The 24,609-nt window shown below is 56.9% G+C and carries 23 protein-coding genes and 1 pseudogene; 4 read left to right on the top strand and 20 right to left on the bottom strand.

The features are described 5' to 3' along the window. Window positions 1-44: 44 nt before the first annotated feature. A complete protein-coding gene (locus AC2I9W_RS02130) occupies window positions 45-2,207 on the top strand; it encodes a TonB-dependent receptor domain-containing protein (protein ID WP_486408400.1) in 2,163 nt (720 codons plus the stop codon). A gap of 60 nt (window positions 2,208-2,267) precedes the next feature. Here AC2I9W_RS02130 and AC2I9W_RS02135 read toward each other — a convergent pair whose 3' ends face one another. Then, on the bottom strand, window positions 2,268-3,356 hold the full coding sequence (locus tag AC2I9W_RS02135; RefSeq protein ID WP_486408401.1) for a tyrosine-type recombinase/integrase: 1,089 nt from the start codon (window positions 3,354-3,356) through the stop codon (window positions 2,268-2,270). A gap of 134 nt (window positions 3,357-3,490) precedes the next feature. Beyond that, window positions 3,491-4,138: a pyridoxamine 5'-phosphate oxidase gene (pdxH, locus tag AC2I9W_RS02140; protein ID WP_486408402.1), complete on the bottom strand. Its 648-nt coding sequence runs from the start codon at window positions 4,136-4,138 to the stop codon at window positions 3,491-3,493. Between the two features lie 163 nt (window positions 4,139-4,301). Here pdxH and AC2I9W_RS02145 point away from each other — a divergent pair, with 163 nt between their 5' ends. Continuing rightward, entirely contained in the window at window positions 4,302-4,526 is a 225-nt protein-coding gene (locus AC2I9W_RS02145) for an NTP transferase domain-containing protein (RefSeq protein ID WP_486408699.1), read from the top strand. Window positions 4,527-4,712: 186 nt separating this feature from the next. Here AC2I9W_RS02145 and AC2I9W_RS02150 read toward each other — a convergent pair whose 3' ends face one another. Next, window positions 4,713-5,324 carry a superoxide dismutase family protein gene (locus AC2I9W_RS02150; protein WP_486408403.1) on the bottom strand — a complete coding sequence of 204 codons (612 nt, stop codon included), beginning with the start codon at window positions 5,322-5,324 and terminating at the stop codon, window positions 4,713-4,715. Window positions 5,325-5,427: 103 nt separating this feature from the next. After that, on the bottom strand, window positions 5,428-6,057 hold the full coding sequence (locus AC2I9W_RS02155; RefSeq protein ID WP_486408404.1) for a gamma-glutamylcyclotransferase: 630 nt from the start codon (window positions 6,055-6,057) through the stop codon (window positions 5,428-5,430). A gap of 276 nt (window positions 6,058-6,333) precedes the next feature. Between AC2I9W_RS02155 and AC2I9W_RS02160 the strand changes: the two genes are divergently transcribed. Continuing rightward, on the top strand, window positions 6,334-6,858 hold the full coding sequence (locus AC2I9W_RS02160) for an OmpA family protein (RefSeq protein ID WP_158391288.1): 525 nt from the start codon (window positions 6,334-6,336) through the stop codon (window positions 6,856-6,858). Window positions 6,859-6,947: 89 nt separating this feature from the next. On the opposite strand, the gene AC2I9W_RS02165 is transcribed toward AC2I9W_RS02160, so the two are convergent. From AC2I9W_RS02165 to AC2I9W_RS02175, 3 genes are all read right to left on the bottom strand, one after another. Further along, window positions 6,948-7,520, bottom strand: a complete 573-nt coding sequence (locus AC2I9W_RS02165) for a nuclear transport factor 2 family protein (RefSeq protein ID WP_486408405.1) — start codon at window positions 7,518-7,520, stop codon at window positions 6,948-6,950. A gap of 110 nt (window positions 7,521-7,630) precedes the next feature. Beyond that, window positions 7,631-8,047 carry a lactoylglutathione lyase gene (gene gloA / locus AC2I9W_RS02170; RefSeq protein ID WP_486408406.1) on the bottom strand — a complete coding sequence of 139 codons (417 nt, stop codon included), beginning with the start codon at window positions 8,045-8,047 and terminating at the stop codon, window positions 7,631-7,633. 557 nt (window positions 8,048-8,604) lie between these two features. Beyond that, window positions 8,605-9,594 carry a DNA-binding protein gene (locus AC2I9W_RS02175; RefSeq protein WP_486408407.1) on the bottom strand — a complete coding sequence of 330 codons (990 nt, stop codon included), beginning with the start codon at window positions 9,592-9,594 and terminating at the stop codon, window positions 8,605-8,607. A 552-nt stretch (window positions 9,595-10,146) separates the two neighbouring features. Between AC2I9W_RS02175 and AC2I9W_RS02180 the strand changes: the two genes are divergently transcribed. Then, the gene (locus AC2I9W_RS02180) at window positions 10,147-11,250 is read left to right on the top strand and encodes a site-specific integrase (RefSeq protein ID WP_486408408.1); all 1,104 of its coding nucleotides are present in this window, start codon (window positions 10,147-10,149) and stop codon (window positions 11,248-11,250) included. A gap of 318 nt (window positions 11,251-11,568) precedes the next feature. Here AC2I9W_RS02180 and AC2I9W_RS02185 read toward each other — a convergent pair whose 3' ends face one another. The 13 genes and pseudogenes from AC2I9W_RS02185 to AC2I9W_RS02245 all read right to left on the bottom strand — a co-directional run bounded on the left by AC2I9W_RS02185 (window position 11,569) and on the right by AC2I9W_RS02245 (window position 24,591). Continuing rightward, a complete protein-coding gene (locus AC2I9W_RS02185) occupies window positions 11,569-12,663 on the bottom strand; it encodes an NAD(P)-dependent alcohol dehydrogenase (protein WP_486408409.1) in 1,095 nt (364 codons plus the stop codon). A 489-nt stretch (window positions 12,664-13,152) separates the two neighbouring features. Further along, window positions 13,153-13,317 (bottom strand): annotated as a pseudogene (locus AC2I9W_RS02190) (SDR family oxidoreductase); the annotation flags it as partial. After that, window positions 13,314-14,615, bottom strand: a complete 1,302-nt coding sequence (locus tag AC2I9W_RS02195; RefSeq protein ID WP_486408410.1) for an FRG domain-containing protein — start codon at window positions 14,613-14,615, stop codon at window positions 13,314-13,316. The pseudogene AC2I9W_RS02190 and the gene AC2I9W_RS02195, both read right to left, overlap by 4 nt. Window positions 14,616-14,621: 6 nt before the next feature. Next, the gene (locus AC2I9W_RS02200) at window positions 14,622-15,305 is read right to left on the bottom strand and encodes an ABC transporter ATP-binding protein (protein ID WP_486408700.1); all 684 of its coding nucleotides are present in this window, start codon (window positions 15,303-15,305) and stop codon (window positions 14,622-14,624) included. Between the two features lie 17 nt (window positions 15,306-15,322). Next, window positions 15,323-16,108, bottom strand: a complete 786-nt coding sequence (locus tag AC2I9W_RS02205; RefSeq protein WP_486408411.1) for an ABC transporter ATP-binding protein — start codon at window positions 16,106-16,108, stop codon at window positions 15,323-15,325. Continuing rightward, a complete protein-coding gene (locus AC2I9W_RS02210; RefSeq protein WP_486408412.1) occupies window positions 16,105-17,079 on the bottom strand; it encodes a branched-chain amino acid ABC transporter permease in 975 nt (324 codons plus the stop codon). The genes AC2I9W_RS02205 and AC2I9W_RS02210 overlap by 4 nt, the downstream gene beginning before the upstream one ends. Window positions 17,080-17,162: 83 nt before the next feature. Continuing rightward, complete coding sequence (locus tag AC2I9W_RS02215) at window positions 17,163-18,083, bottom strand: branched-chain amino acid ABC transporter permease (protein WP_486408413.1); 921 nt, start codon at window positions 18,081-18,083, stop codon at window positions 17,163-17,165. Between the two features lie 19 nt (window positions 18,084-18,102). Next, window positions 18,103-19,299 (bottom strand): ABC transporter substrate-binding protein, encoded by a 1,197-nt coding sequence (locus AC2I9W_RS02220; protein WP_486408414.1) that lies wholly within the window; start codon window positions 19,297-19,299, stop codon window positions 18,103-18,105. Between the two features lie 185 nt (window positions 19,300-19,484). Next, window positions 19,485-20,387: an alpha/beta hydrolase gene (locus AC2I9W_RS02225; RefSeq protein WP_486408415.1), complete on the bottom strand. Its 903-nt coding sequence runs from the start codon at window positions 20,385-20,387 to the stop codon at window positions 19,485-19,487. Window positions 20,388-20,493: 106 nt separating this feature from the next. Next, window positions 20,494-20,988 (bottom strand): rod shape-determining protein, encoded by a 495-nt coding sequence (locus AC2I9W_RS02230; RefSeq protein WP_486408416.1) that lies wholly within the window; start codon window positions 20,986-20,988, stop codon window positions 20,494-20,496. 17 nt (window positions 20,989-21,005) lie between these two features. Further along, window positions 21,006-21,470 (bottom strand): VOC family protein, encoded by a 465-nt coding sequence (locus AC2I9W_RS02235; protein ID WP_486408417.1) that lies wholly within the window; start codon window positions 21,468-21,470, stop codon window positions 21,006-21,008. Between the two features lie 69 nt (window positions 21,471-21,539). Further along, window positions 21,540-22,346 carry a YdcF family protein gene (locus AC2I9W_RS02240; protein WP_486408418.1) on the bottom strand — a complete coding sequence of 269 codons (807 nt, stop codon included), beginning with the start codon at window positions 22,344-22,346 and terminating at the stop codon, window positions 21,540-21,542. 196 nt (window positions 22,347-22,542) lie between these two features. After that, window positions 22,543-24,591 carry an acetyl-CoA carboxylase biotin carboxylase subunit gene (locus AC2I9W_RS02245; protein ID WP_486408419.1) on the bottom strand — a complete coding sequence of 683 codons (2,049 nt, stop codon included), beginning with the start codon at window positions 24,589-24,591 and terminating at the stop codon, window positions 22,543-22,545. Window positions 24,592-24,609: the final 18 nt, after the last annotated feature.

Raw genomic sequence — 24,609 nt, forward strand, 5'->3', positions numbered from 1 at the left:
GAGCCTGAAGGCTTGTGTGTGCACGGTCAGTTTGCGGAACTGAGATGTCTCAACGTTTTCTACACTCTTCAACACAGAGTTCTTCCTCCCCATTTTTTCACCTGCCTTCCAAGTCGGCGCTTGCTCGCGCCATTGAGGCGCTGGAGCCCGCCGGACGCGGACTGGTTCTGACAACCGGGCTGAGCCTGTTGGTCTGTGCTCCCATGGCATTCGCCCAGACAGAGGCGGCGCAGTCAGAGGCCGCTTTGGCGGAAGTCACGGTATCGGCAACCGGCCTGGCGGCGGGTGATATGGCCACGCCCGTACAAGTGCTGGGCGAAGAAGAGCTGCGTCTGCGCCGCGCCGCGACGCTGGGTGAAACCCTGGCGGCCGAGCCAGGCATCCATGCCAGCCATTTCGGTGCTGGGGCCAGCCGGCCTGTGATTCGCGGCATGGATGGCGCGCGCGTATCCGTGCTCAGCGATGGCTCGGAATTGCTCGATGCCTCGACCGTCAGCCCTGACCATGCGGTGACCAACGAGCCCTTGCTGGCCAACCAGATCGAGGTACTGCGTGGTCCTTCGGCCTTGCTCTACAGCCCTGGTGCCATGGGTGGCGTGGTGAATGTGCTGGACAGCAAGATCCCAACCCAGGCACCCGATAAGGGTCTGGAAGGCTCGGCCGAGGTGCAGGCCGGCACGGCTGCAGGCATGTCGGCAGGCGCGTTCTCCCTGACCACTGCCACTCCGCTCAAGAACGATAACGGCCAACTGGTGCTGCATGCCGAGGGCGTGGCCCGCAATGCCGGAGACTATCGCGTGGGTGGCGGCTGGGGCCAGAACAAGGTTGCGGGTAGCTTCAGCCGTGGCAACACGGGCAGCGTAGGCCTGTCCTGGGTGGGCAATCAGGGCTATCTGGGTCTGGCCTATACGCGCCAGCAGGCCAAATACGGCTTGCCTGGCCATCAGCACAGTTTTGCGGGCTGCCACACCCATGGTGACCATCTGCATTGCGGCGATCACGGCCACGGACATGAGGGACATGACCACGATCATGAGCACGGAGAAAGCGGCAGCGTTCCCGTGGTCGATCTGACCAATGAGCGCTGGGATTTGCGGGGTGAATGGCGCAAGCCCACAGCCGCTATTGCTGCCTTGCGCTTGCGTGGCGGTCTGACCAACTACCGCCACGATGAGATTGAGGGTGGCAGCGTGGCCACCCAGTTCAAAAACAAGGGCCATGACCTGCGTCTGGAGATGGAGCATGAGCCCATTGCCGGATGGCGTGGCACGCTGGGCCTGCAGACTCTCAAGCGCCGCTTCAGTGCCACGGGTGAAGAGGCCTATGTGCAGCCCACGGACACCCAGCGCCACAGCCTGTATCTGCTGGAGGAATACCGCTGGCAGGACTGGAGCTTTCAAGGCGCTTTGCGCCACGACCGCCAGCGCGTTGAAGCCGAGCTGAGCAACGAGCGGCGCAGTCACAATGCCACCTCGGCATCGCTGGGCACGGTCTGGAAGTTCCAACCCGGCTACAGTGCGTCGGCATCGTTCACCAGTGGCAGCCGTATGCCTACGGCCGAAGAGCTGTTTGCCAATGGTCTGCACATGGCCACGGCAACTTATGAGGTCGGCAACCCCAATCTGTCGCGCGAGCGCTCTCAGGCGCTGGATCTGGGCCTGGCCAAGACGGCCGGTGATACGAACTGGAAGCTCAATGCCTATCACTACCGCATCAAGGGCTATATCTACGGCGCAACGCTGGATGCCCACGAAGGACTGCAACTGCTGCAATACACCCAGGGCAATGCGCGCTTTACGGGCTGGGAAGCCCAACTGAGCCAGCGCCTGAGCCGTGAATGGAGTGTGAGTGTCTTTGGGGATGGCGTGCGTGCACGTCTGGAAGACGGCTCTGCTTTGCCGCGTATTCCGGCTTTGCGTGCGGGCTTGCGGGTCAATGCGCGCCTGGCTGGGTGGGATGGCATGGCGGAGTGGACTCAGGTGCTGCGCCAGAGTCGCACGGCGCAGTATGAGACCCAGACTCCCGGCTACGGCATGCTGAATCTGGGCGCCAGCTACCAATGGAAGAGTGGCGGCAATCAGTGGCAGTTTTACGTCAAGGGACAGAACCTCACCAATCGTCTGGCCTATTCGGCAACATCGTTCATCAAGAGCGCTGCACCGCTGACAGGCCGAAATCTGGTGCTGGGCTTGAGAATGGACTTCTGAGCCACGCCTTAAATTAAGACTCTAAATAGCAACTAGCCCCGTGTCAGCAAGGGCTAGTTGCTATAAATAATGCTGCAAGTGTCTGAGAGAGCGTGAATTGTTGACGCCAATTCTTGCAATCACTTCTGAGGCAGGAACGCCGGCGCGCAGCCATTGCACGATGGCGGTGTTGCGCAGCACCTGAGGCCCCACACGGTGCAGCGGAAATTTCTGGCTGTCTTCGGGCTGAGCCTGATGGGCGCGCTGGATGATCTGCGAGGCCACATGAAACAGCATGCGTACCGAGAGCTCGCCGCCACGGCGCGAATAGAAGACGATATGCGTGCCTTCGATCACGGATGGCCCGCGCTGCGCTGCACTGAATCTTCTCCAGGTCTGCAATGCCTGCGCCACGGTGTCGGGCAGTTCCAGCAGCCTTTGCTGGGCATTGCGAGTGCCTTCGATCTGCAAGTAGCGGGGCAGGGGAGAGTCGCCATTGGCAATGGACTCTGAAGTGCCTGTCCAAATCCGCTCAGCGCTGGAGCGCAAATCCTTCCAAAGCAGGCAACGGACCTCTTCGGGAGCCAGAGCCATCTCATAAAGCAGCAGCAAAATCGCGCGGTCGCGTGCATTCTGGTAGCCATCGGCTTCTGGAAAGAAGCGTGGCAAGGCTTGCCAAAGCAGGGGAGGCAGGCAATGCCCCTTGCCATCTTCTGCTGGCGGCCGTTCTGCTGGCACAAGCCCTGTAGCGGGGTTGGAGTCAATCCAGCCATGTTCCAGCGCATGGTCGTAGATACGCTCCAGCAAGCGCCAGTAGCGGCGCAAAGTCACGGGGCTGATCTTTCGATCAGGGTGGTGATGGGCGCGTTGACCATCACGGATCTGTAAAAAACTCTGTACGTCTTGTGCAGAGGCCTGATGCCAGAGCTTGGTTGACGGGGCTTCATGAGAGGAGTGCGTTTGGGTGGAAAGAGGACTCCGGCCAGACAAGTGCATAAGCCAGGACTGCCAAACCTTTTCGTAGTTGCCGTCAGGAGATGAGTCCAGAGCATCCCAGCTCTTGCTGCCTTCATGCGCCAGCCATTCGCGAAACAAATCAGTACCTGTAGGAACTGCTGATGCCTTGGCGGATTGCCGATGGAGTACTGGGGTCTTGTGTTCGCTATCCATGCATTGATTTTAATGTAACTTACATGAAATTTAATAAGAAACTTGATACTTCCTCGTGACTTTTGAAAAAAAGAAAAAGAATGCAAAGGGGTTCTAAAGAACCCCTTTGCATTCAATAAAAACCTTTTCGGCTCTCAAGGAGCCAGCCGTTCTCTTGTCCAGTCCAGGCCTTCTTGGCGATAGACCAGTCGGTCATGCAGCCGGCTTTTACGGCCTTGCCAAAACTCCCATCGTTCTGGAACCAGACGAAAGCCTCCCCAGTGCGGCGGGCGAGGAGGGTTAAGCAGAAATTGCGCACTGTATTTAGCCGCATTGGCGACCAGTACGCTGCGACCGCTGATCACCTGGCTCTGAGGACTGGCCCATGCCCCAATTCGGGAATCAAGGGGACGGCTGGCAAAGTAGGCATCACTTTCTTCGGCACTGACTCTTTCCACCTTTCCCTCAATTCGAACTACACGCTCGAGCTCCACCCAGTGAAATTGCAAAGCAGCAAACGGGTTGCCCGCCAGTTCCTGGCCTTTGCGACTGTCATAGTTGGTGTACCAGACAATGCCGCGTTCGTCATAGCCCTTGATCAGCACAATGCGCGTGCTGGGGCGCATATCACCGCTTACCGTGGCCACCGTCATGGCATTGGGCTCTGGCACATGCGCGTTTACCGCTTCCTGCAGCCATTGGTCAAACTGCTGCAGGGGATTGGCATTAGAGGCGGACTCGCTCAGCTCTGCACGCTCATAGCTTTTGCGCAGGTCGGCGATGGAAGTAGATAGGCTGCTCATGCTGCGTATTTTGCCGCGCACTCAATGCCAGCGTTATGCTCAACCGCAATATGCATGAAGAAGTTTTGCACACGCCATCCATCCGCTCAGATCAGCCCTGTGTGCTGGTGCTTGCGGCAGCGCTATATCGCATGTTAAAGCGACGCTGCACTTGGGTAGTTGGTTGATTGTCCCGGCCGACCTGCCTTTGGCTCTGCCAGAGACACTGAGAGATCTGTTGCGGCATCTCTCCCATCTGCCAAAGCAAGAGCTGCACGTGATTCAAGCTTTTTATCAAGGCCGTAAAGGTGACCCAGTGGCGTTCAGCCAGGCTGCAGGTCAGGCCCTTTGCCAACTCACTGGTGATCAAGGGGCAGCCTCTGTCGCCAGACAGGCCGCACAAGCTTAGAAGCTGCAGCATTGGCAATGTGATGACATCGGTTGTGTGCTCGATGCGGATACCGTCCACCCCTTGGAGCAGGCCCGCCAAGTCTTGGCAAAGAGGCTCCAGATACAGATAACGGGCGGCGGACATAAGCCATGAAAAAGCCCCTGAAAAGGGGCTGGATCAAGGACGCGTGTGAACGAAGAACTCTTAAGCGCCGCGCTCTATGACTGCGCAGGCCAGTCGAGCCCCTGAATTGCCGGTAGGCTGAGTCGTGTAGTCGTCAGGGTCCTTGTGTACGATCAAGGCGCGACCAAGAACTCCGTGGCTACCTCTGTCCAGCTTCAGCTCTTTGCTCACAAAATCAATAGTGGCGATGCCTTGGTTGTCAGCCTCCAGGCTGGGCAGATCGCCAAGATGATGGGCTTTGCTGTCGCCGAACTTGCCATGAGCTTGCTGACTTGGGTTGAAATGACCACCAGCGCTCAGCCCATCTCCGCTGGAGCAGTCGCCTTTTTCATGGACATGAAATCCGTGCTCGCTGTTCGGCGCCAGCCCTTGCACACGGCCTTGTATACGAATGCTGCCGTCAGCCTGAGGGAAAAACTGCACGGTACCGCTGACCTGGCTGCCTTTGGTGGCCTTAAGGCGGGCAATGGACTGAATGCCTTTGCCATGAGATGCAGTCGCAGGACTTTCAGTTGAAGAGGGCGCTGTGGTGTTTTCAGTCGTCGAGCAAGCTGTCATGGCCATGGTCGAGGCGAGCATCAGGCCGCTCCAGGCTGGACGTGAAAAGAGGGCGGCAACACGATTGGCGAACATGTCAGTCTTTCCAGAATCAAAAAAGCCATTGTGCCGCAGCAGACTTATATTTCAAGTGTTTTTGGGACTAAAGCCAATACTGATAAGAGCTGTTAGCTATGTTTCAAATAGCACCGGATAGCGTTTGAGTGATGTGGCTATGGTCTACATAGCTCAGCAGTCGCTTCAGCGCCTTGTCATCAATGCCCATACTTTGCAATTGCTCATGCGTGGCCTGCGCATAGTCCAGTGTCGTTCCATAGATGCCCTGCGCCTGAGAAAAAATGCGACGGTATTCGTCCGGAGCCAGCTCACCCGTGTGATGCGGGCTTTGCCGTGACAGTGTGAAGGCCAGGGCTTTCACGCTGCCCTTAGGGGTTCGGCACTGCAGCCAGCGGGGGTCGTACACCGCATTGGGCATTTCACGCAGCCAAAGTTTTCGCATTGCCGCATCGCCTTGTGCACGTGGTATGCGAAACACCATGCCTTGGCAGCTGCCACCAGGCAGCATGCCAAATACCAGACCTGGTGTCTGGGGAGTGCCACGGTTGATCGTGCTCCACATCTTGAGAGCTCGATGCCAACCATGGACATGGGCAGAGCGACGCTCGCTGAAATCAAACTCAGGACGCCAGATCAAGGAGCCGTAGCCAAAGACCCATAGATCCTCAGTCCCTCCCCATTGCGCCAAAGTGCGCTCCAGCATCTGATCTGCATCGCGTAGGGATTGGCTCAACAAGGGCAGGGCTGACATGAGAACTCCTCAAACCGGCTTCAGGACTGAATGGCTTTATATATAACGCACCGCCTGGCAACTGGTGCACAGCCTTGACAGGCTTGGCTGAAAAGCAACGTGCTGCAGTCATCCAGAGCATTGCCGGCACAGCACCGCCGCAAAGCGTTCACAGCAAAGCATCTAGAATGCGTGGTTTTGTCACCTTGCTCATCTGGAGTTTCAGATCATGCAGCAGGCGTGCCATGAAGACAGGTTTCGTACTTTCTATCCCTCGCATTTACGGAGATTTCATTCATGTCCTTCAACAGCTCTAACGACGATAGCCAAGAACGCTTTGCGCTGGGCTTTCTGTTTGCCATCATTGCGCTGCTTGTCTCTACCGTCGTTGGCACCGTGGTCTACAAGCGCGGCATTGCTCATGCTCCCAAGGTTGAAGCGACAGCACAAGCGCCTGGCGCGACCAACGTGCCTGTGGTCGTTGTTGAAGAGAGCGCTCGTGTCATCGTCGAGAACGGCGTGGTGAAGTTCTACTTTGTCTCCGGCAAGGCAGAAGTGGCCGCTGGTGCCAACGAGGCTCTGGCTGATGTCGTCAAGGGTGTGACCGAAGGCAAGCGAGCCGTGGTATCTGGCTTCCATGACGCGACTGGCAGCGCTGAAATCAATGCCCAACTGGCCAAGCAGCGAGCACAGGCAGTTCAGGCTGCTTTGATCGCTTTGGGCGTTGCAGAAGACAAGGTTGAGCTGAAGAAGCCTGAACAAATGCAGGCTGATGGCTCCAATGATGAAGCACGCCGTGTGGAAGTGATTCTTGCTGACTGATTGAGCCGGGCTGAAACGGCCTGACGCTTTTCTCAAAAAGCCCGATACGGCACTTGGCTGTATCGGGCTTTTTTGCGTTCTTTGAAAGATCAGCTGTTTTCGATGAATCCTGTGGCTGGAGGCTGCCCCAGAGCTATGACTTTTTCCACTCCCTGTGCATCGACTTGACGCATGACAAAAGAGCCTCTTGCAAACCGCATGCTGCGGATCTGCCAGCGCCCGGCAACGCGCTCATACTCATCGGTGTACTGGCCTGAGAGATGAACGATAGTGCGCTCCTTGACGTTGATCTGGCAGAAATCCAGATCCCATAATCCCGTCGCACAATTGTCCGAAGTAAAGCAGATTTGAGGGTTGTGCCCGTGATGCATGTCCTGGATGCTGGGATTTGCAACGGCCAGTTTGGTAAAGGTCTCAACCCAGCCATTGCGGTCCGTGAAGGACGGGAAACCATCGGCCTCAATGACAGCGCCATGCGCTACGAAGCACTCACGCATGACGTCTGGCTGCTTGTGATCACACGCACGCAAGTAGCGGGCTTTCAACTCCTGGATGGCCTGCATGTCTTCCAGGCGTTTCAAGCGCATTTCAATCTGTTCCAGGACTCTATCGTTCATGAGAATGTCTCCTTGCTGGGTATCTGATCCAGCAGTCTTCAGCAAGGGCAACCCTGAACGAAACCTATGTTTGGACGATAGAGAGGATGAAAGCGACCAATAAAAAAGCGGCACTCATGTGCCGCTCAATCCAAACTCAGGCAAAGCCTGAAAAATTAACGCAAGCCAGTGCCTGTTCCGAGGTCGTCCTTGCGCTCAATCAGCTCTATTTTGTAGCCATCAGGGTCTGTCACAAAAGCAATCACGGTGCTTCCGCCCTTGACTGGGCCTGCTTCACGAGTCACGTTACCGCCAGCCGCCTTGATTTTCTCGCAAGCGGCATAGGCATCAGGCACGCCCAAAGCGATATGTCCATAAGCTGTTCCCATATCGTAGCTGTCGGTACCCCAGTTATAGGTCAGCTCAATCTCTGCCTGCGCTGGATTGCCTCCCTCGAAGCCCAGAAATGCCAGTGAATACTGGTACTCCGCATTCTCGGAAGTACGAAGTAATTGCATGCCAAGAACTTGGGTATAGAAGTCAATAGAGCGCTGGAGATTGCCAACGCGCAGCATCGTGTGGAGGAATCGCATATCTGCCATTTTGCCAGCCTCGCATGGCTACTGCACAGTTCAAGCCTGATGATCCTAAGTCCCATAGGCCAAAAAGACCCGGAAATAAGGACGCCAAGGCTGCACGAGATATTTCATTTACTTCTATGCACGACATTGCATGGATTCGCCTGGTTAGGTGCGAGGGAGAAATGAGTTGATATGCACAGAGCTGAAGTCGACTCGATGTACTGTATTCCCCAAGTTGGATTCCCAGAACAGTACTGAATGGATCGCCCTGGGTGCTTGGCCGCGTGCAAGGTACTTGCGCAGCGTTGCAGGGGATATGTCAAGCAGCTTTGCCTTTTGGTCAATGCTGCCTGGCACGTTGTCAAGGACGTAGGTGAAGTGAGGGAGATGTGCGGGGTATGGTGCTCGAAACATCACACGACGTTCGAGCGACCGTTATGCAAACTGGATCACCTAAAGGCTGAACAGCTTTTTATTCAGACGAGCAATTAAACATAATATACATCGTATCTTCAAAATTTTGAGTCATTCAAAAATAATGCAACCGTCTTTCGACTCTTGTTTAAACCTCAGCGCAAAGTCCTGCGATTGATGGAGCGTCTTGTTGCGGCAAGATTGCTTCGACGTACTACCGAGGAGGCCGAGACAGGCTCAACAACCGCAGCATTGACTGTTGTGGCTAGCTTTTGCTGGGCTTCCAGCAAGCTTTTGAGGTCCGCTGCTCGCTCTTGCGCCAGAGCAGCGCTGTTTTGAGCTGCTTGCAACTGCGTATGCAGGCTCAAGATTTCTTGCTCTGCCTGATCAAGGCGGCTCTGCAGTTCCTGAGAACGAGCTTCTGCTTTGCGCTCCTGATCTTGCAGGCTTTTACGGGTGACAGTCAGCTCTTGTCTTGCGCGGTCTAATTCATGGAGCATGTGTCGCTCGTTGCCAGCGTATTGCTCAGCCATGCGCTGGCGTTCTGCGGCTGCAGACTGGAGTTCTTCTCCATGTTTTTGTTGCAGCAATTCGCGCTGATGTACGGCTTTGCTCAATTCATCGCGCAGCTCTTGCATGCGCTGGTCGCGATGCTGCAGCGATTTCTGCATTTCATCCAGGCGTCTTGCCAGGTCCTGCGCATGATTTTGTGCCGCCTGCAGCGCCTGATTCATGGCCTCCTTTTGCGCCTCTATCGTCGCTTCACGCTGAGCGAGCAGCTCCTTTTGCTCTTCAAAAGCCAGCTCTGCAGCCTTCATCTGCTGCTCACGCTCATCCAGCGCTTTGCTGGCTGCGGCCTTGGCTTCTTCCTGTGCGGTATTCCAAAGCTCCTGCGCTAATCGTTGCACCGGGTCTGGAGTCGACTGCAGCAGGGAGGGATCCTTTTCACCTGCCACACCCAAGCGTCTTCCCAAGGTCGCAAACCAGGTCTCCAGCATCGGGCTGACCGTGTTTGGCGAACCTCGCCCAATCTGCTGACGCACGCGCTCGATGGTCGGGCGCAGGCCTTGGGCAATCAAAGCATCTGCAGCAGCCCAGACATCGGACTCTTGCACGCCTCTGGACACAGGTTTGCTTGTATTCATATCTATTCTTTATTTAACTAACGATAAGTGATTGTTATCGTGATTTATTGATTAAATATGTAATACACAATACATCTTATGTATTAAATATTACGTATGAAATTTTCATACAGAGAACAACGTACATTAGCGTGTTTTTTCAGGCTTTTCACGCAATCCAGTCCAGCAAAGTGCATGGATTGCATCCAATCTGTGAAATTTCCAGTCGCCGCCGCATTGCACTGCTTAAGCGCTCCCTTCCAACTCCCCCAAGGTCTACAGCCGAGTCAATGCGCAAGACGTTGGCCACACAGAGATAGGCAAGGCAAAACAACAGCGTATTGAGGGTCGCTTTGGTCGCGCCAAGCAAAAGATCGGCCTGCCTCTCCAAGAGTCAATCACGCAGGAAACCAGGCACAGAGACTTCGACACCTGCCAAAACGACCAATCACGAAAGATTCATATTTGCGTCTCAACGACGATATGAGTAGCTCTTAGCCATAAGCTGGGGCGAACAACCAAGGCCCATGCCAGAGCACATTGAATGCACATGGGCAGAGGACAATAGAGAGCATGGATTTCAGCAAGCGCCCCCTCTCCCCTGCTCCTGTGCCCTTTGGAACGAACACGCCCTCGCTTGCCGAGCCTTTGCCCGGCTTGGCACCCCAGGCGCATGCCGCGATCAAAGAGTTGATGCATGAAGGCGAATCGGCCAATACCCGTAACAGCTACCAAAGTGCCATGCGTTACTGGGCCGCCTGGCATGTGCTGCGACTGGGGCAGCCCATGCAACTGCCATTGAGCGCGGCCACGGTGCTTCAATTCATCATTGACCATGCGCAGCGGCAGACGCCTTCTGGCCTGCAAAGTGAAATGCCAGAAGCTGTGGATGATGCCCTGGTGGCTGCTGGCTACAAAGGCAAAAAAGGCCCGCTCTCACACAACACGCTGGTGCACCGCATGGCTGTGATGTCCAAAGCCCATCAAGTTCACGCGCTGGACAACCCCTGCCAGGATGGTGCGGTCAAAGAGCTGATGTCGCGTACCCGCAAGGCCTATGCGCGGCGCGGAGAGTTGCCGCAGAAGAAAGAAGCCTTGACGCGCGATGTGCTTGAAAAGTTGCTGGCCACCTGTGATGACAGCTTGCGCGGCATTCGCGATCGGGCCCTGCTGCTGTTTGCCTGGGCCAGTGGCGGGCGCCGCCGGTCGGAAGTGGCGGGTGCAGACATGCGCTATTTGAGAGCCATCAGCCACAACGAGTACATCTACACGCTGGTTCACAGCAAAACCAACCAGAGCGGCACCGACAACCCGGACAACCATAAACCCGTGACGGGCCGTGCTGCGGTGGCCCTGCACGCCTGGTTGCAGGCCGCGCAAATTGCGCAGGGGCCGATTTTTCGGCGGATTCGCAAGGGCGGCCATGTGGGCGAGCCGCTGACGCCTGCCGCTGTGCGCAATATCGTCAAACAGCGCTGCGCGCTGGCGGGGGTGGAAGGGGATTTTTCCGCGCACTCGCTGCGGTCAGGCTTTGTGACGGAAGCAGGTCGTCGCAACCTGCCACTGGCCGACACCATGGCACTGACCGGGCACCATAGCGTCAACACAGTGCTGGGCTATTTCCGTGCCGATACCGCCTTGAACAATCCGGCCGCACGCATGATGGACGAGGAATAAGCGCCGCTGACGCAAGCCAGCTCACTCAAGATTTGGCCCTCATGAGTCACGCACCACACCGTTTTTTACACTGCGGCTTGGCGTCAGTCACAGTGTCTTTGCGGCGCGGCGCTGAGCTGGCCTCGCGCCCGTGCAGACATTACTTGCAACACAGGGCGCACCTGGAGTTGCCGCTTTCCAGCGCTGGACTGGGGCAATACGTGGCGATATGCCGAAAACGCTGCGTGGCATCGCTGCTGAACCATGTTTCCTGTGTTCAGCAGCGATGCATCCGCGGTGCGCGCGCTCAGGTCTTAAAGCGGCTCTTTCAAGAGCCTCTTACTGGGCAATGCGCAAAATCGGCTTGATGGTGCTGCCGTTCTTGGAGTCTTCAAACGCCTGGTTAATGTCTTCAAACTTGTAGAACTTCACCAGCTTGTCAAAGGGAAAGCGCCCTGCCTTGAAGTAACTCACCAGCTGGGGAATGAACACGCGGGGCACCGAATCGCCCTCGATCACGCCCACCATGGTTTTGCCCTCGGCCATGATGTCGTTATGAATATCAATGGGCATCTCAGGCGTCACACCCACAATCGCGCAAGTGCCCAGCGGGCGCAGGGCTTGCAGCGACTGCTTGACCACCTTGGGCACGCCCGTGGATTCAATGGCGTAGTGGCTGCCGCCGTTGGTCACCTTCTTGATCTCGGCCACCACATCCACCTTGCTGCCGTTGAAGGCATGGGTGGCACCCAGCTCCAGCGCCAGGGCCAGGCGGGACTCATGCACATCCACCGCAATAATGGTTTCGCAACCGGCTATTTTTGCCGCCATGATGGCCGACATGCCCACCGCGCCGCAGCCATACACCACCATGGACGCGCCAAACTCCGGGCGCAGGCGGTTGAGCACCGTGCCCGCACCGGTCTGGATGCCGCAGCCCAGCGGGCCGAGCAAGGCCACGTCCACATCCTTGTCCACCTTCACCACATTGCGCTGGTGCGCCACGGCGTAGGTGCCAAACGAAGACTGGCCAAAAAACGTGGCCAGCGGCTGGCCGTTGTGCGACAGGCGCGTGGTGTAGTCGTCGGCCACGCCGCCAAAGTTCAGCGGGTTGAAGGTATTGCACACCGTGGGGTGGCCCGTCAGACAGTTGCCGCAGCCGCCGCAATGGGCAAACGACATGACCACATGGTCGCCCACGGCCAGGTCTTTCACCCCGGCGCCCACCGCCTCCACAATGCCCGCGCCTTCGTGGCCCAGCACGGCCGGCAGCGGGGCAATGGCCAGATCACGCGCCACCGCATCGGTGTGGCATACGCCGGTTGCTACCAGCTTGACCAGCACTTCGTTGTCCTTGGGCGCGGCCAAGTCCACTTCTTGCAAAGCAAAGTCAGCGCCTTGGGCGGCAGTTACGGCGGCGGTAATCTTCATCATGTCAGTCCCCAGAAAATCAAAATCACAGGTTGGCGCGGCACCAGGCCACACCCTCACCAGCGATAAATGGTAGCGGCAATTGAGTGAGATCAAGCCCGTTCAAGCATCTTCAAGCCGCAACCCAACCAACATGCAAGCAAGTTCTGATCCAGCGCAGACATATAGCAAGAGCAGGCTTTGAGTCCTGAGCCAGCTCAGTCCTGCCAGCACAGGATGCCGCAGACATGGCTACAGAGCATTCATCCACCTGGCCTGCGCTGCGTCGGCCCTGTTGCGGCATTTGATAAAAACAATAGCTGCCAGCGCTTATGGATCATTGGATTCAGGTAGAAAAGTATCTGAAAACAAGAATATACAAGCGCTAGCAGCTATTGATTTCCTAGCCTATCGCAGATAGACAGTTGGGACAAGGCACGAAGCTGCAGTCAGTCGTTTCAAGCTATGGCAATGCGAAGCAGCGACCTATCAAGGGCTATATCCGCAGGATTGGGTACCAGTGACGCCGATGCCACCCAGCTCTTGGGCCAGCGCTTCGCCTTTGCCGGAGGACGACAGAATGCCGACGTGGTAGTCGTCAGCGGCAAGTTTGCGGGCGGTGGCTGCACCCATGCCGGAGCCTGCGGCGATGATGATGGCGGTTTTTTTATTTTTCATTTTTCTTCTTTGAATTGATAAGTCATAGCAATATGTTTTGCCGAATTTTCAATACTTGGATAAACAGTTCTTTCATTTATGTTTAGCTTATCCAACTGCTTTATTATTTCCTCTTTATTTTCTACTGTTATTCTACTTATTGAAATATTTTCGTTGCCATCTTCAGGCAAAATTGCCTCATGCCCAAATAACAAAAATGCGCCTGATTGAAATGAAATTCTATTATTAGACTGCTTTCCTTTTACGCATATTACAGACCTTAAATCATCTGGCTCTATTCTTCCTTCAAAATAAGGCTTCTCCTCTTTAATAAAGTGTAGTAATTTTTTTACAACTTGCTGATCATTAAATGACGTCTTATCTAATTTTAAATCAATTTTTTCTTTGTCGCTTTGAGATAGTCTTGTCAAATTTGCTATCGCACTTGCTGTATCTGAATCAAAATATTTTATTTTACTCCTTTCGATTTCAAGAAGTATGACTTCACCATCTTCATTATGATTTTTTGAAGCAGCAAAAAAAAGACCTATCAATGGATTTGAAGTAATGTCGAGTAATCTTGTAGGTAATGAGTAATGCTGAGCCCTAACTAATCGATCCAATGTATAGACATCATCTCTAAAATCTATTGAATTAGAAACCAAAAGCTCTCGATACATTATATCTTCGGTTTTTAAATATTTTAGATTTCCTTTTTCATCCTTCCTAAATAAAGAAGGTTCCAGAAGATATTTACTTCTTTTGGTGTGGCCTCTGTAAAATATTTCGTTAGTCTTGCTCAAGCTTAAGACATGCTCTATGAAACCACCGACACTAGATATTCTCTTATTTGTATCTTGAGGACTAGGGATATCCTCATAATTAACAGAGTTATTTTTTCCTCTTAATTTATTCTCATCGACTATATCTGATAAAACTTCAATTAAATCCTCATCCTTAATAGCCCAGTGAGTTCTATTAACCTCCCACTCTCTAATATCCAATCGGTCTTTGTGAATAAGTATGTGATTAAAAGGAATTGGGCCAATTTCTCTATCTATTTCAAATTCAAATTTAATACTGCCATAATTATTCCAAGATGTTATATTTTTGATATACCCAACATACACATCACTTTCGGATCCCTCATAAGCAAAAAGGCATGGGATTTCTTTAAGTTTTTGTATAACATCACTATTAATATCTCTAAATTTCGATGCTATATCCTCATTCGTGTATTCTAAAAATCTACTTCTTGCAATACGGTATGTAGTGTTATCCCAAACACCATCCTCAGCAGTAACTATAAGGTTATACATTTGTTTTTAAATATCTTTGCAATTAATACCAAGCTTTAAGCAAAATGAGTTATCAGAAATCAAATTTAACTCATTAAGATATTTATCTACGATGAAAATTGTTTGCTGCTCATTCTTCAAACTTTTTAGACAGCTCCAAATCTCATGTCTAATCAACGGCGCCAACCCCTCCGTCGCCTCATCCAGAACCAGCAATTTCGGATTCGTCGATAAGGCCCGGCCAATCGCCAGCATTTGCTGCTCGCCGCCAGAGAGCTGGTTGCCCATGTGGTGCTCACGCTCCTTGAGGCGCGGGAAAAGTTCGTAAATTCTGGCCAAATCCCAAGGTGCAGACTCTGCAGCTAGCTCTCCTTTTTGAGATTGAGCAGATGGCCGAGCAGGATTTCTAGCGAAGGCCACCAAATGCTCACGCACCGTGAGATTGGGAAAGCACATGCGCCCTTCGGGCACGAGGGCGATGCCACGGCGGGCAATTTCGTCGGCAGGCAGATTGGTAATTTCCTGCCCCTCAAAAAAAATCTGCCCCTTGCGTACGGGCAAAGCGCCGGTAATGCATTTGATGGTGGTGGATTTGCCCATGCCGTTACGGCCCATGAGGCTGACGACCTGGTGCGGCGCAATGCTCAAACTCACACCAAACAGCACCTGGCTGGCGCCATAACCGGCTTCGATATTGCGCACTTCGAGCAAAGGCGTTTCGGAACTACTCATGCTGCGCCCTCTTCTTGTTGTTCTAGTTCGTCGACTTCTTCATCTTCCTGCCCCAGATACACAGCTTGCACGCGCGGGTCGTGCTGGATTTGCTCGCTGGTGCCTTGCGCAAACACCTTGCCGTAGACCAGCACGGTGATGCGGTCGGCCAGCTGGAACACGGCGTCCATATCGTGCTCAATGAGCAAAATGGCCATGTCTTTTCTGAGCTGCTGAATCAACTCCACCATTTCTTCGGATTCTGCCGGCCCCATACCTGCCATGGGCTCGTCCAGCAGCAAGAGTTTGGGCGTGGCAGCAATGGCCAAAGCGACATCGAGCTTGCGCTGCGCGCCGTGGGGCAAGGTGCCAGCGGTGGTGTTCCAGCTGTCCTGCAGCTGCACGCGTTGGGCCAGCTCCCACGCTTTCGCTGTTAACTCGGCATCTTTGTCGCGCACCTTGAACCAGCGAAAGCTGTTGCTGTGGTGGGCTTGCGTGGCGAGCAGCAAGTTCTCGGCTACGGTGAGCTTGGGGAAGATGCTGGTGATTTGAAAGCAGCGCGACAGGCCCGCTGCCACGCGCTGGTGGGGGGCCAAGCCAATGAGTTCGGTGCCGTCCAGCTTGAGAGAGCCGCCATCGGCGGGCAGCAGGCCCGAGATGAGGTGCACCAACGTGGATTTGCCCGCGCCGTTGGGGCCGATCAGGGCGTGGATTTCACCCTGCTCCACCTCCAGCGAGACATGGTCGGTGGCGGTGAGTGCGCCAAAGCGTTTGACCAGATTTTGTATGGAAAGCAGGCTCATACCTTACCCTCCTTGCGGTGGCTGCTATTCTTTTTGGCAAAGAAAGCGGCCAAGCCCTTGGGCGCGAGAAACACCACGGCCATCAGCAGCAGGCCCATGGGCGCGTGCCAGTAGTCGGTGTGCTGCTTGAGCAATTCTTCCAGCGTGAGCCACACGGCCACGCCCAGCGGCGCGCCCCAGCGCAGGCCGATGCCGCCAATGACGACCATGACGATGAGCAGGGCCGACTGGTTCCACTGCATCAGGCTGGGGCTGACAAACAGGTTTTGCGTGGCCAGCAGCGCGCCGGACAAGGCTGCAATGCCGCCCGCCAGCGCAAAGGCCAGCAGCTTGAGCCGAAAGCTGGGGTAGCCCATGGCCTTCATGCGGGTTTCGTTGTCGCGAATGCCTTCCAGAGCGCGACCCAGGTAGGAGCGCTCTATGCGTGAAAGCACTAAAAAGATAGCTAACAGCGCAAGCAGGACAAGGGTGTAAAGCCAATTTCCCTGTGCATCTGTGCCTTGCCACAGTTGCAGCGGCGCGTACATGGTGTAGCCGTCGTCCCCGCCATAGGCGCGCAGCGACACAGCCAGGTAGTACAGCATTTGCGCAAAAGCCAGCGTAATCATGATGAAGTACACGCCCTGCGTTCGCACGGCCACCAGCCCGATCAGCGCGGAAATAACCAGCCCCGCGACAAAGGCCACCAGCCAGATCAGCCAGGCGTTGCTGTAGCCGCCCTCCACCATGGCCACCACCGCATAAGCGCCCACACCGACAAAACCGGCATGGCCCAGCGCCACCAGCCCGGCACGGCCGATCAGAAAATTCAGGCTGAGCGCGGCCATGCTGACGATGAGGATGCGACGCACAAAATCTACGTAGTACTCCAGCCCCAGAGCCGGAGCCAGCCACGGAAAAGCGCCCAGCACCACGACCAGCCCCGCCAGCACACTGTGGCCGACCCAGCTGGCGTGGGCGTTGGAGGCCATGGCGGGTGGCAGTGGGTGCGGATTTTGCGGGGTACTGTATGAATTTACAGTTTTTGTATCAGACACAGAAAAAACCCACTTGTTTAGGCGCGCGCCGGGAACAGGCCCGAAGGTTTGAACACCAGCACCGCAGCCATCAGGACATACATGGCAATGCTGGCCACAGCGGGGCCGATGTCAGCGGCCAGACTGGGCGAGAGCACCTCGCGCAGCAGCGGCGGCAGCAAGGCGCGACCGGCGGTGTCCACCAGCCCGACCAGCAAGCTGGCAATCAGCGCACCACGCACCGAGCCAATGCCGCCGATGACGATGACGACCAGCGCCGGGATCAGAATGCTCTCGCCCATGCCCACCTGCACGGCGCTGATGGGGGCCATGAGTGCCCCGGCCAGTGCCGCCAGCGCCGCGCCCATGGCAAAGACGATGGCAAAGACGCGTTTGACGCGAATGCCCATCCATTCGGCCATCTGCCGGTTGGATGCGCCTGCGCGCACCCACATGCCGAGCTTGGTGCGGTTGACCAGCAGGTACAAGGCCAGTGCAGCCGCCAGACCGGCGGCCAGAATCAGCAGGCGGTAGGACGGGTATGGCAAAAAGCCAAACAGCTGCACGGGGCCGGAGAGCGCCTGCGGCGTGGGGGCCATGATGGGAGACGGCCCCCAGATGGCTTTGACCAAATCGTCAGCAATCAAGATGACGCCAAACGTGGCCAGCACCTGCGATAGGTGGTCGCGCACATAAAGGCGGCGAATCAGCAGGGCCTCCAGCACGGCGGCCAAAGCGACGGTCACAAGAATGCCCACGGCAATGGCCAGCAAGAAGGAGCCGCTGTGGGTGTGCACCGAGGCGGAGACATAGCCCCCTGCCATGAACAGTGCGCCATGGGCGAGGTTGAGCGTATCCATGATGCCGAACACCAGCGTCAAACCGGCGGCCAGCAGGAACAGCATCAAGCCATAGCCCAGGCCATTCAAGGCCTGTTCCAGAAGAAAAACGGCATCCATGAAAAACCTGCCCTCAGGCTTACTTCATGGCGCATTCGGCGGCGTAGCTGTCCTTGTGGGCGGTAAAGATCTTGCCCGGCTGCAGTGCGTTGCTGATCTTGCCGTCGCCGGTCTTGACCACCTTGCGCAGGTAGTAGTCCTGAATCAAAAACTGGTTGTTGCCATAGCTGACGTTGCCGCGCACAGAGTCGAACTTGGTGGTCTTGATGGCCTTGGCCAGTGCGTCTTTGTCATCGAGCTTGCCGCCCACGGCCTTGACGGCAGCGTCCAGGTTCATGACCACGTCATAGGCAAAAGCAGCGTACAGCGTGGGCAGACGGCCATAGGCTTTCTGGAACTCGGCCACGAACTTCTTGTTGGCGGCATTGTCCAGATCATGGGCATAGCTGGACGGGTTGTAGATGCCCACCATGGGCTCGCCCACGGCAGCAATCACGTCCTGATCGGCGGTGAACGGAGATGAGATCAGCACCATGTCCTTGTTCAGGCCCGCACCCATGAACTGCTTGATGAAGTTGATGCCCATGCCGCCGGGCTGAAAGATGTAGACGGCATCGGGCTTGGCAGCGCGCAGCTGGGCCAGCTCGGCGGCAAAGTCCAGCTGGCCGACCTTGGTGTAGACCTCATCGGCCACGGGCTTGGCATAGGCGCGCTTGAAGCCGTTGACTGCGTCCTTGCCTGCGGGGTAGTTGGGGGCCAGCACCACGACTTTCTTGTAGCCCTTGTCGGCAGCGTGCTTGCCTGCGGCCTCATGCATGGCATCGTTTTGGTAGCTGGTACCAAAAAAGAAGGGACTGCACTGCTTACCCGCCAGCTGGCTGGGGCCGGGGTTGGCCGACAGGAACGGAACTTTGGCGGCAAACAGGCTGGGGCCGACCGCCAGAACCACGTTGGAGCCTACGGGGCCGGTGAAAAAGTCCACCTTGTCGCGCTTGATGAAGCGATCGGCCAGCTGACGAGCGGTTTCGGGGTTGCCTGCGGTGTCGGCCTGAATCAGCTCGGCGGGTACGCCGCCCAGCTTGTTGTCCAGCAGCTTGGCGGCCAGGTTCAGGCCATCCTTGATTTCAGCTCCGGGGCCGGCAAAGGGGCCGGAGATATCCAGCGCCACGCCCACTTTGATGGGGTTGGCGGCCATGGCAGCCGTGCTGGCCAGACACAGCACAGCTGCGGCCAAGGCGGAAGAAGACAGGGGGAACAGATGGCGAGCGTAGGTCATGGTGCTTGTCTCTCTTGTATGGAATGCAGTCGTAGTGCAGGCTGTTTCGGACCGTGTTTTCTGGTCGAGCGCAGTTTCATGTCGCTTTCGCGTCGCGCACGATGTGCGACGCGCCGAGCCTACACAGCACGCTCTGTTTTGTGTAGCTAGCGTCTCTACTGAGTTGCAGATTTGCTCACATCTGCTTACTTCCGTGGCGCAGCGCTTGACAGTCCCATCAACTCCAGAGCCGTCTGATAAACCACGGATTGCGTATCGCCCAAAGCCAGCGGCAAGTCGAAATGATTGGTGGCTGGCGCCTCAACCCACGCACCGGGCAAACAACGGGCCTGCCAGGCGGCCAGGTACTCGCGGGATTGGCGGTGAAACTCTCGGCTTTCAAATTCTCCACAAGCCACGCGCAGCTGGCATTGACCGTGGGTGCTGAGGTCCGGCAGGGCAAAGCGCGGGCTGTTGCGTATGGCGGCAGCATCGTCCAAGGCCATCCAGCCGTTGATATGGGTGGTCAGCAGCGGTTGCAGATCAAACAGGCCGCTAAGTGCAAAAGCCGATGCCGGGATTGCGCTGGCTGGCAGGTCGTAATCCTGCTGCCAGCCCTTGGCCAGCAGCATGCCCACGAGATGGCCACCCGCCGAACTACCGCACACGCAGATATTGCGCGCATCACCGCCGTAAATGGCGTTATTGCGCACCACCCAGGCATAGGCCTGGCGCACCTGATCGACGATATGGTCGAGCGTGACGGCCGGGGCCAGGTCGTAATCCGGCACCACCACCACTGCCCCGGCCTGCGTGAGCGCCGGGGCCATAAAGGCCGAGTCATCTTTGCCCAAGGCGCGCCAGTAACCGCCGTGGATGAATATAAAAACAGGAGCAGCTGGCGCTTGCTGCATCTGCGTTGGAGGCAGATAGATATCCAGAACGTCGCTATCGCGCGGGCTGTAGCGCTGGTTGCGCACCGCGCCGGGCAGGCTAAATGCCGCTTGGCTTTCCTGGCTGTAGCGTGCAATCAAAGCACCGGCATCCTGCACACTGGCACGGGCGTTGTATTGGCAGTCGTAATAGGCTTGGGCAGTCGATGTAGGCATGCCCGCAAGAATAAGCGAACGGGCCCGCAATGGGCCCGAACTTTGACGGATCGGCAACCCGGTTGATCGGGCCTCAGTTGAGCTTCACTCGTGCATCAATTGAACTTCAGGCGTGATGCCAGCGACCGCCTGCAACGGCTTGCGGGGCCGCAAGCACTTCCGCATCTGTCAGAACCCTTCCGGTCCATAGATGCACGGGACGGGCGCCAGCAGCCAGGGCCATGGCTTGCAAGGCGCGCAACTCCACCTGCGTGAAATCGCCTTCAGGCGCTCCCAGCGGGTGGATGACAACGCGAGGGGGCAAGCTCAGCCAAGGCCGCCCCAGCGCCTGCTTGATGAGCTGACTGAGCAGGGCCTCGCCCTCCTCGTAGCAGCTGACGATGCTGCGCGGGTGCGCAAACGGGCGGTACACCTGCACATCTGCATGACCGCGCAAGGCGCTGGCAGCACTGCCGATCGCCGCAATCACCCTCCGGCTGCCGCGATGCTCGATGGCGATGTCTGCCGCTTCCGTCACCACACTCCCCGTATCAGGCAGGCGTATGGTGACGGTCTGTGGTGCGATCTGGAGGTACAGCACCTGGCGTCTGAAAGAAAACATAAGACGCCCTAGCCCGCTTAACCCAGCGCGGCAATCACATCTGCGGGGGCCTGCACCAGCTCAATCAGCACGCCTTCGCCAGCAATCGGGAACTCGTCATTGCTCTTGGGGTGCAGGAAAGTGATGTCGTAACCTGCCGCGCCCTTGCGGATGCCGCCGGGGGCAAAGCGCACGCCGTTGGCTGTCAGCCACTCCACGGCCTTGGGCAGATCATCGATCCACAGGCCGATGTGGTTGAGCGGCGTGGCGTGCACGGCGGGCTTTTTGTCGATGTCCATGGGCTGCATGATGTCCACTTCCACCTTGTTGGCGCCCTTGCCCATGGCCAGGATGTCTTCGTCCACGTTCTCGCGCTCACTCTGGAAGGTGCCGGTCTGCTCCAGACCCAGCATGTCCACCCACAGCTTTTTCATGCGCTGCTTGTCGGTGCCGCCGATGGCGACTTGCTGAATACCCAGTACTTTAAAAGGACGGTTGCTCATAATAGACTCCTTGATTGATAGCTGTAAGCGCAGTACCTATAAGCGCTAGAGCCAGTTTTTATAGAAATTTCATACCTCGCCCAGCACCCAGCTGCTGGCCATCGCGAAATACTCGCGCAGCCAGGCATTGAAGCGTGTGGCCAACGGTGTGGAGGCCGCCACCGGATAGGCGTTGGGCAGGTTTTGCCGCCGCGCCATCTGCATGGCACGCATCAGATGAAAGTCGCTGCTGACCATGGCCCACGGCGCATCGGCCGCCAGACCACGCTCTGCCAGCAATGGACGGCTGAGTTGAAGATTGAGTTCTGTGCTGGTGCTGAGCTTTTCCAGCACCAGTCGATCTGCAGCAATGCCGTGGCGCTGCTGCAGATAGCGGGCCATGACTTCGGCTTCGGACTCCGTCTCCCCCCAGTCCACTCCGCCGCAAACGGCGATCAGCGCACCGGGCTGAAGTTGGGCCAGCTCGGCGGCCGTATCCAGCCTCGCGGCCAGCACGGGACGAGGGTGACCGTTGAGCGTTCCGCTGCCCAGAACCACAATGGCCTGCACAGGCGGCACTTGCTGCGGCTCCAGCCCCAGACTGAAAAGACGGCTCCAGAACCACAGCAAGCTGAGCAGCCAGAGCGCCAACCCCGCCCAGCCCAGCGCCCACAGCCGGGCATGCCAAGGCCTGGCTGCGCGCCAGACTTGTACGGCCCGCCATTTCCAGCACAGCAGCAGCGCTGCCGCCCCCAGGGCGGCGGGCAAGACTACGCCCACATTGAAGTGGCCCATGCCCATCAGTACCAGCGCATTACCCAGCAGCAAAACGCCAGCCACAGCCAGCCAGACTGTGGCAAGCTTGCTCTCAATGCGAAGGTTTGCTGTGGATTTCATAGCTTTCTGCCTAGACTGTGTAATGGCTAGAGGTTGATTTGACCTAAATACTGGACTGAGTCAGTGGACTGAGACATCACAAAATGGGCATGGAAAAGCCCGCAGAGCCTAAACCCTGCGGGCTTTTCATTTCAGAGACTTGCTGCCTGCGCGTTCAGCCATGTCAGCGCAGAGGGCAGGCCCTGAAAAGCAGTCATCACTCGAATTCCAGAATGATGTCGTCCACGGCCAGCGAGTCGCCCTTGCTGGCGCTGATCTTGCTGACCACGCCGTCTTGCGCCGCGAACAAGATGTTTTCCATCTTCATGGCTTCGATGACAGCCAGCTTCTCACCAGCTTGCACCTTCTGGCCGGGCTGCACCGCCACGTCGACCAGCAGGCCGGGCATGGGCGAGAGCAGGAACTTGGACAGGTCTGGCGGAGCCTTGTAAGGCATGAGCTTGTGCAGCTCGGCACCCTTGGGCGAGAGCACCAGCACATCGGCTTGTGTGCCGTTGTGGATGACGCGCAGAGCCAGCGGGTTCTTGGCCGTGCCACGCTCGATCTGGCAGACAAAGTCCTGACCGTTGCAGTTGCCGCGCACCACCAGATCACGAATGTCGGCATTGCTGCGGAATTCGTAGGTCTTGCCGTTGATGACGACCTTACACACGCGCGCTTCGGCATCGAAGTCGGTGACTTCGCCGCTCACATACTGGTTGTTGCCTTCGGCACCCAGAACCACAGCCGTATAGCTGTGACCCACTTGCACGTGGTGGCCCTGCATCTGGCCGCTAATGGCCGATGCACGCGCACGGTAGCGGCGGTTGCGGAACATGGCCAGCGCGACCAGGAAGTCGGGATCGGCGTGGGGCACGTCCTCGGCGTGGAAGCCGTGGCTGTAGTGCTCGGCAATGAAGCCGGTGTTGAACTCACCGCTCACAAACTTGGGGTGAGCCAGCAGCGCTGCCTGGAAAGGAATATTGGAGCTGATGCCGCGAATGGCAAAGCCGTTGAGGGCTTCACGCGCCTTGGCGATGGCGTCATTGCGATCCTTGCCGTGCACGATGAGCTTGGCGATCATCGAGTCGTAGTACATGGGGATTTCGCCGCCGTCGTAAACGCCGGTATCCACACGCACGCCGTTCAGGTGCTCGGTGTCGGACTGCCACATGGTCTGCTCGGGAGTCTGGAAGCGAACCAGACGGCCCGTCGAAGGCAGGAAGTTGCGGAAGGGGTCTTCGGCGTTGATACGGCACTCGATGGCCCAGCCGTTGCGCTTCACGTCTTCTTGCTTGATCGCCAGCGTTTCACCAGCAGCCACGCGAATCATCTGCTCGACCAGGTCAATGCCGGTAATGCACTCGGTCACAGGGTGTTCCACCTGCAGACGCGTGTTCATTTCCAGGAAGTAGAAGTCCTGATCCTTGCCAACCACGAATTCCACGGTACCGGCGGACTGGTACTGCACGGCCTTGGCCAGTGCCACCGCCTGCTCGCCCATGGCCTTGCGGGTTTCGTCGCTGATGAAAGGTGATGGAGCCTCTTCGATCACCTTCTGGTGGCGACGCTGAATGGAACACTCGCGCTCGTTCAGGTAAATCACGTTGCCGTGGCTGTCACCCAGAATCTGGATTTCGATGTGGCGGGGCTCCTGAACGAACTTCTCGATGAAGATGCGGTCGTCGCCAAAGCTGTTGCGCGCTTCGTTCTGGCAAGACGCAAAGCCTTCAAAGGCTTCCTTGTCGTTGAACGCCACGCGCAGGCCCTTGCCGCCGCCGCCGGCCGAAGCCTTGATCATCACGGGGTAGCCAATGCCCTTGGCGATTTCCACGGCCTGCTCGGGGCCGGAGATCGCATCGTTGTAGCCGGGGATGGTGTTGACCTTGGCTTCGCCCGCCAGCTTCTTGGAAGCGATCTTGTCGCCCATGGCGGCAATGGAGTGCGACTTGGGGCCAATAAAGGCGATGCCCTCTTCTTCGCAGCGCTTGGCAAAGCCTTCGTTTTCCGAGAGGAAGCCATAGCCGGGGTGCACGGCCTGAGCACCGGTGGCCTTGCAGGCCTCGATGATCTTGTCACCCAGCAGATAGGACTCGCGGCTGGGCGCAGGGCCCAGCCGCACGGCTTCGTCGGCCAGCTTGACGTGACGCGCATCCTTGTCGGCGTCGGAATAGACCGCCACGGTCTTGATGCCCATCTTGCGGGCGGTGGCGATCACGCGGCAGGCAATTTCACCGCGGTTGGCAATCAGAATCTTGGTAAACATGTACGTATCTCCTGGTTC

The organism is Comamonas sp. FUJ_7 (genome assembly GCF_057369555.1).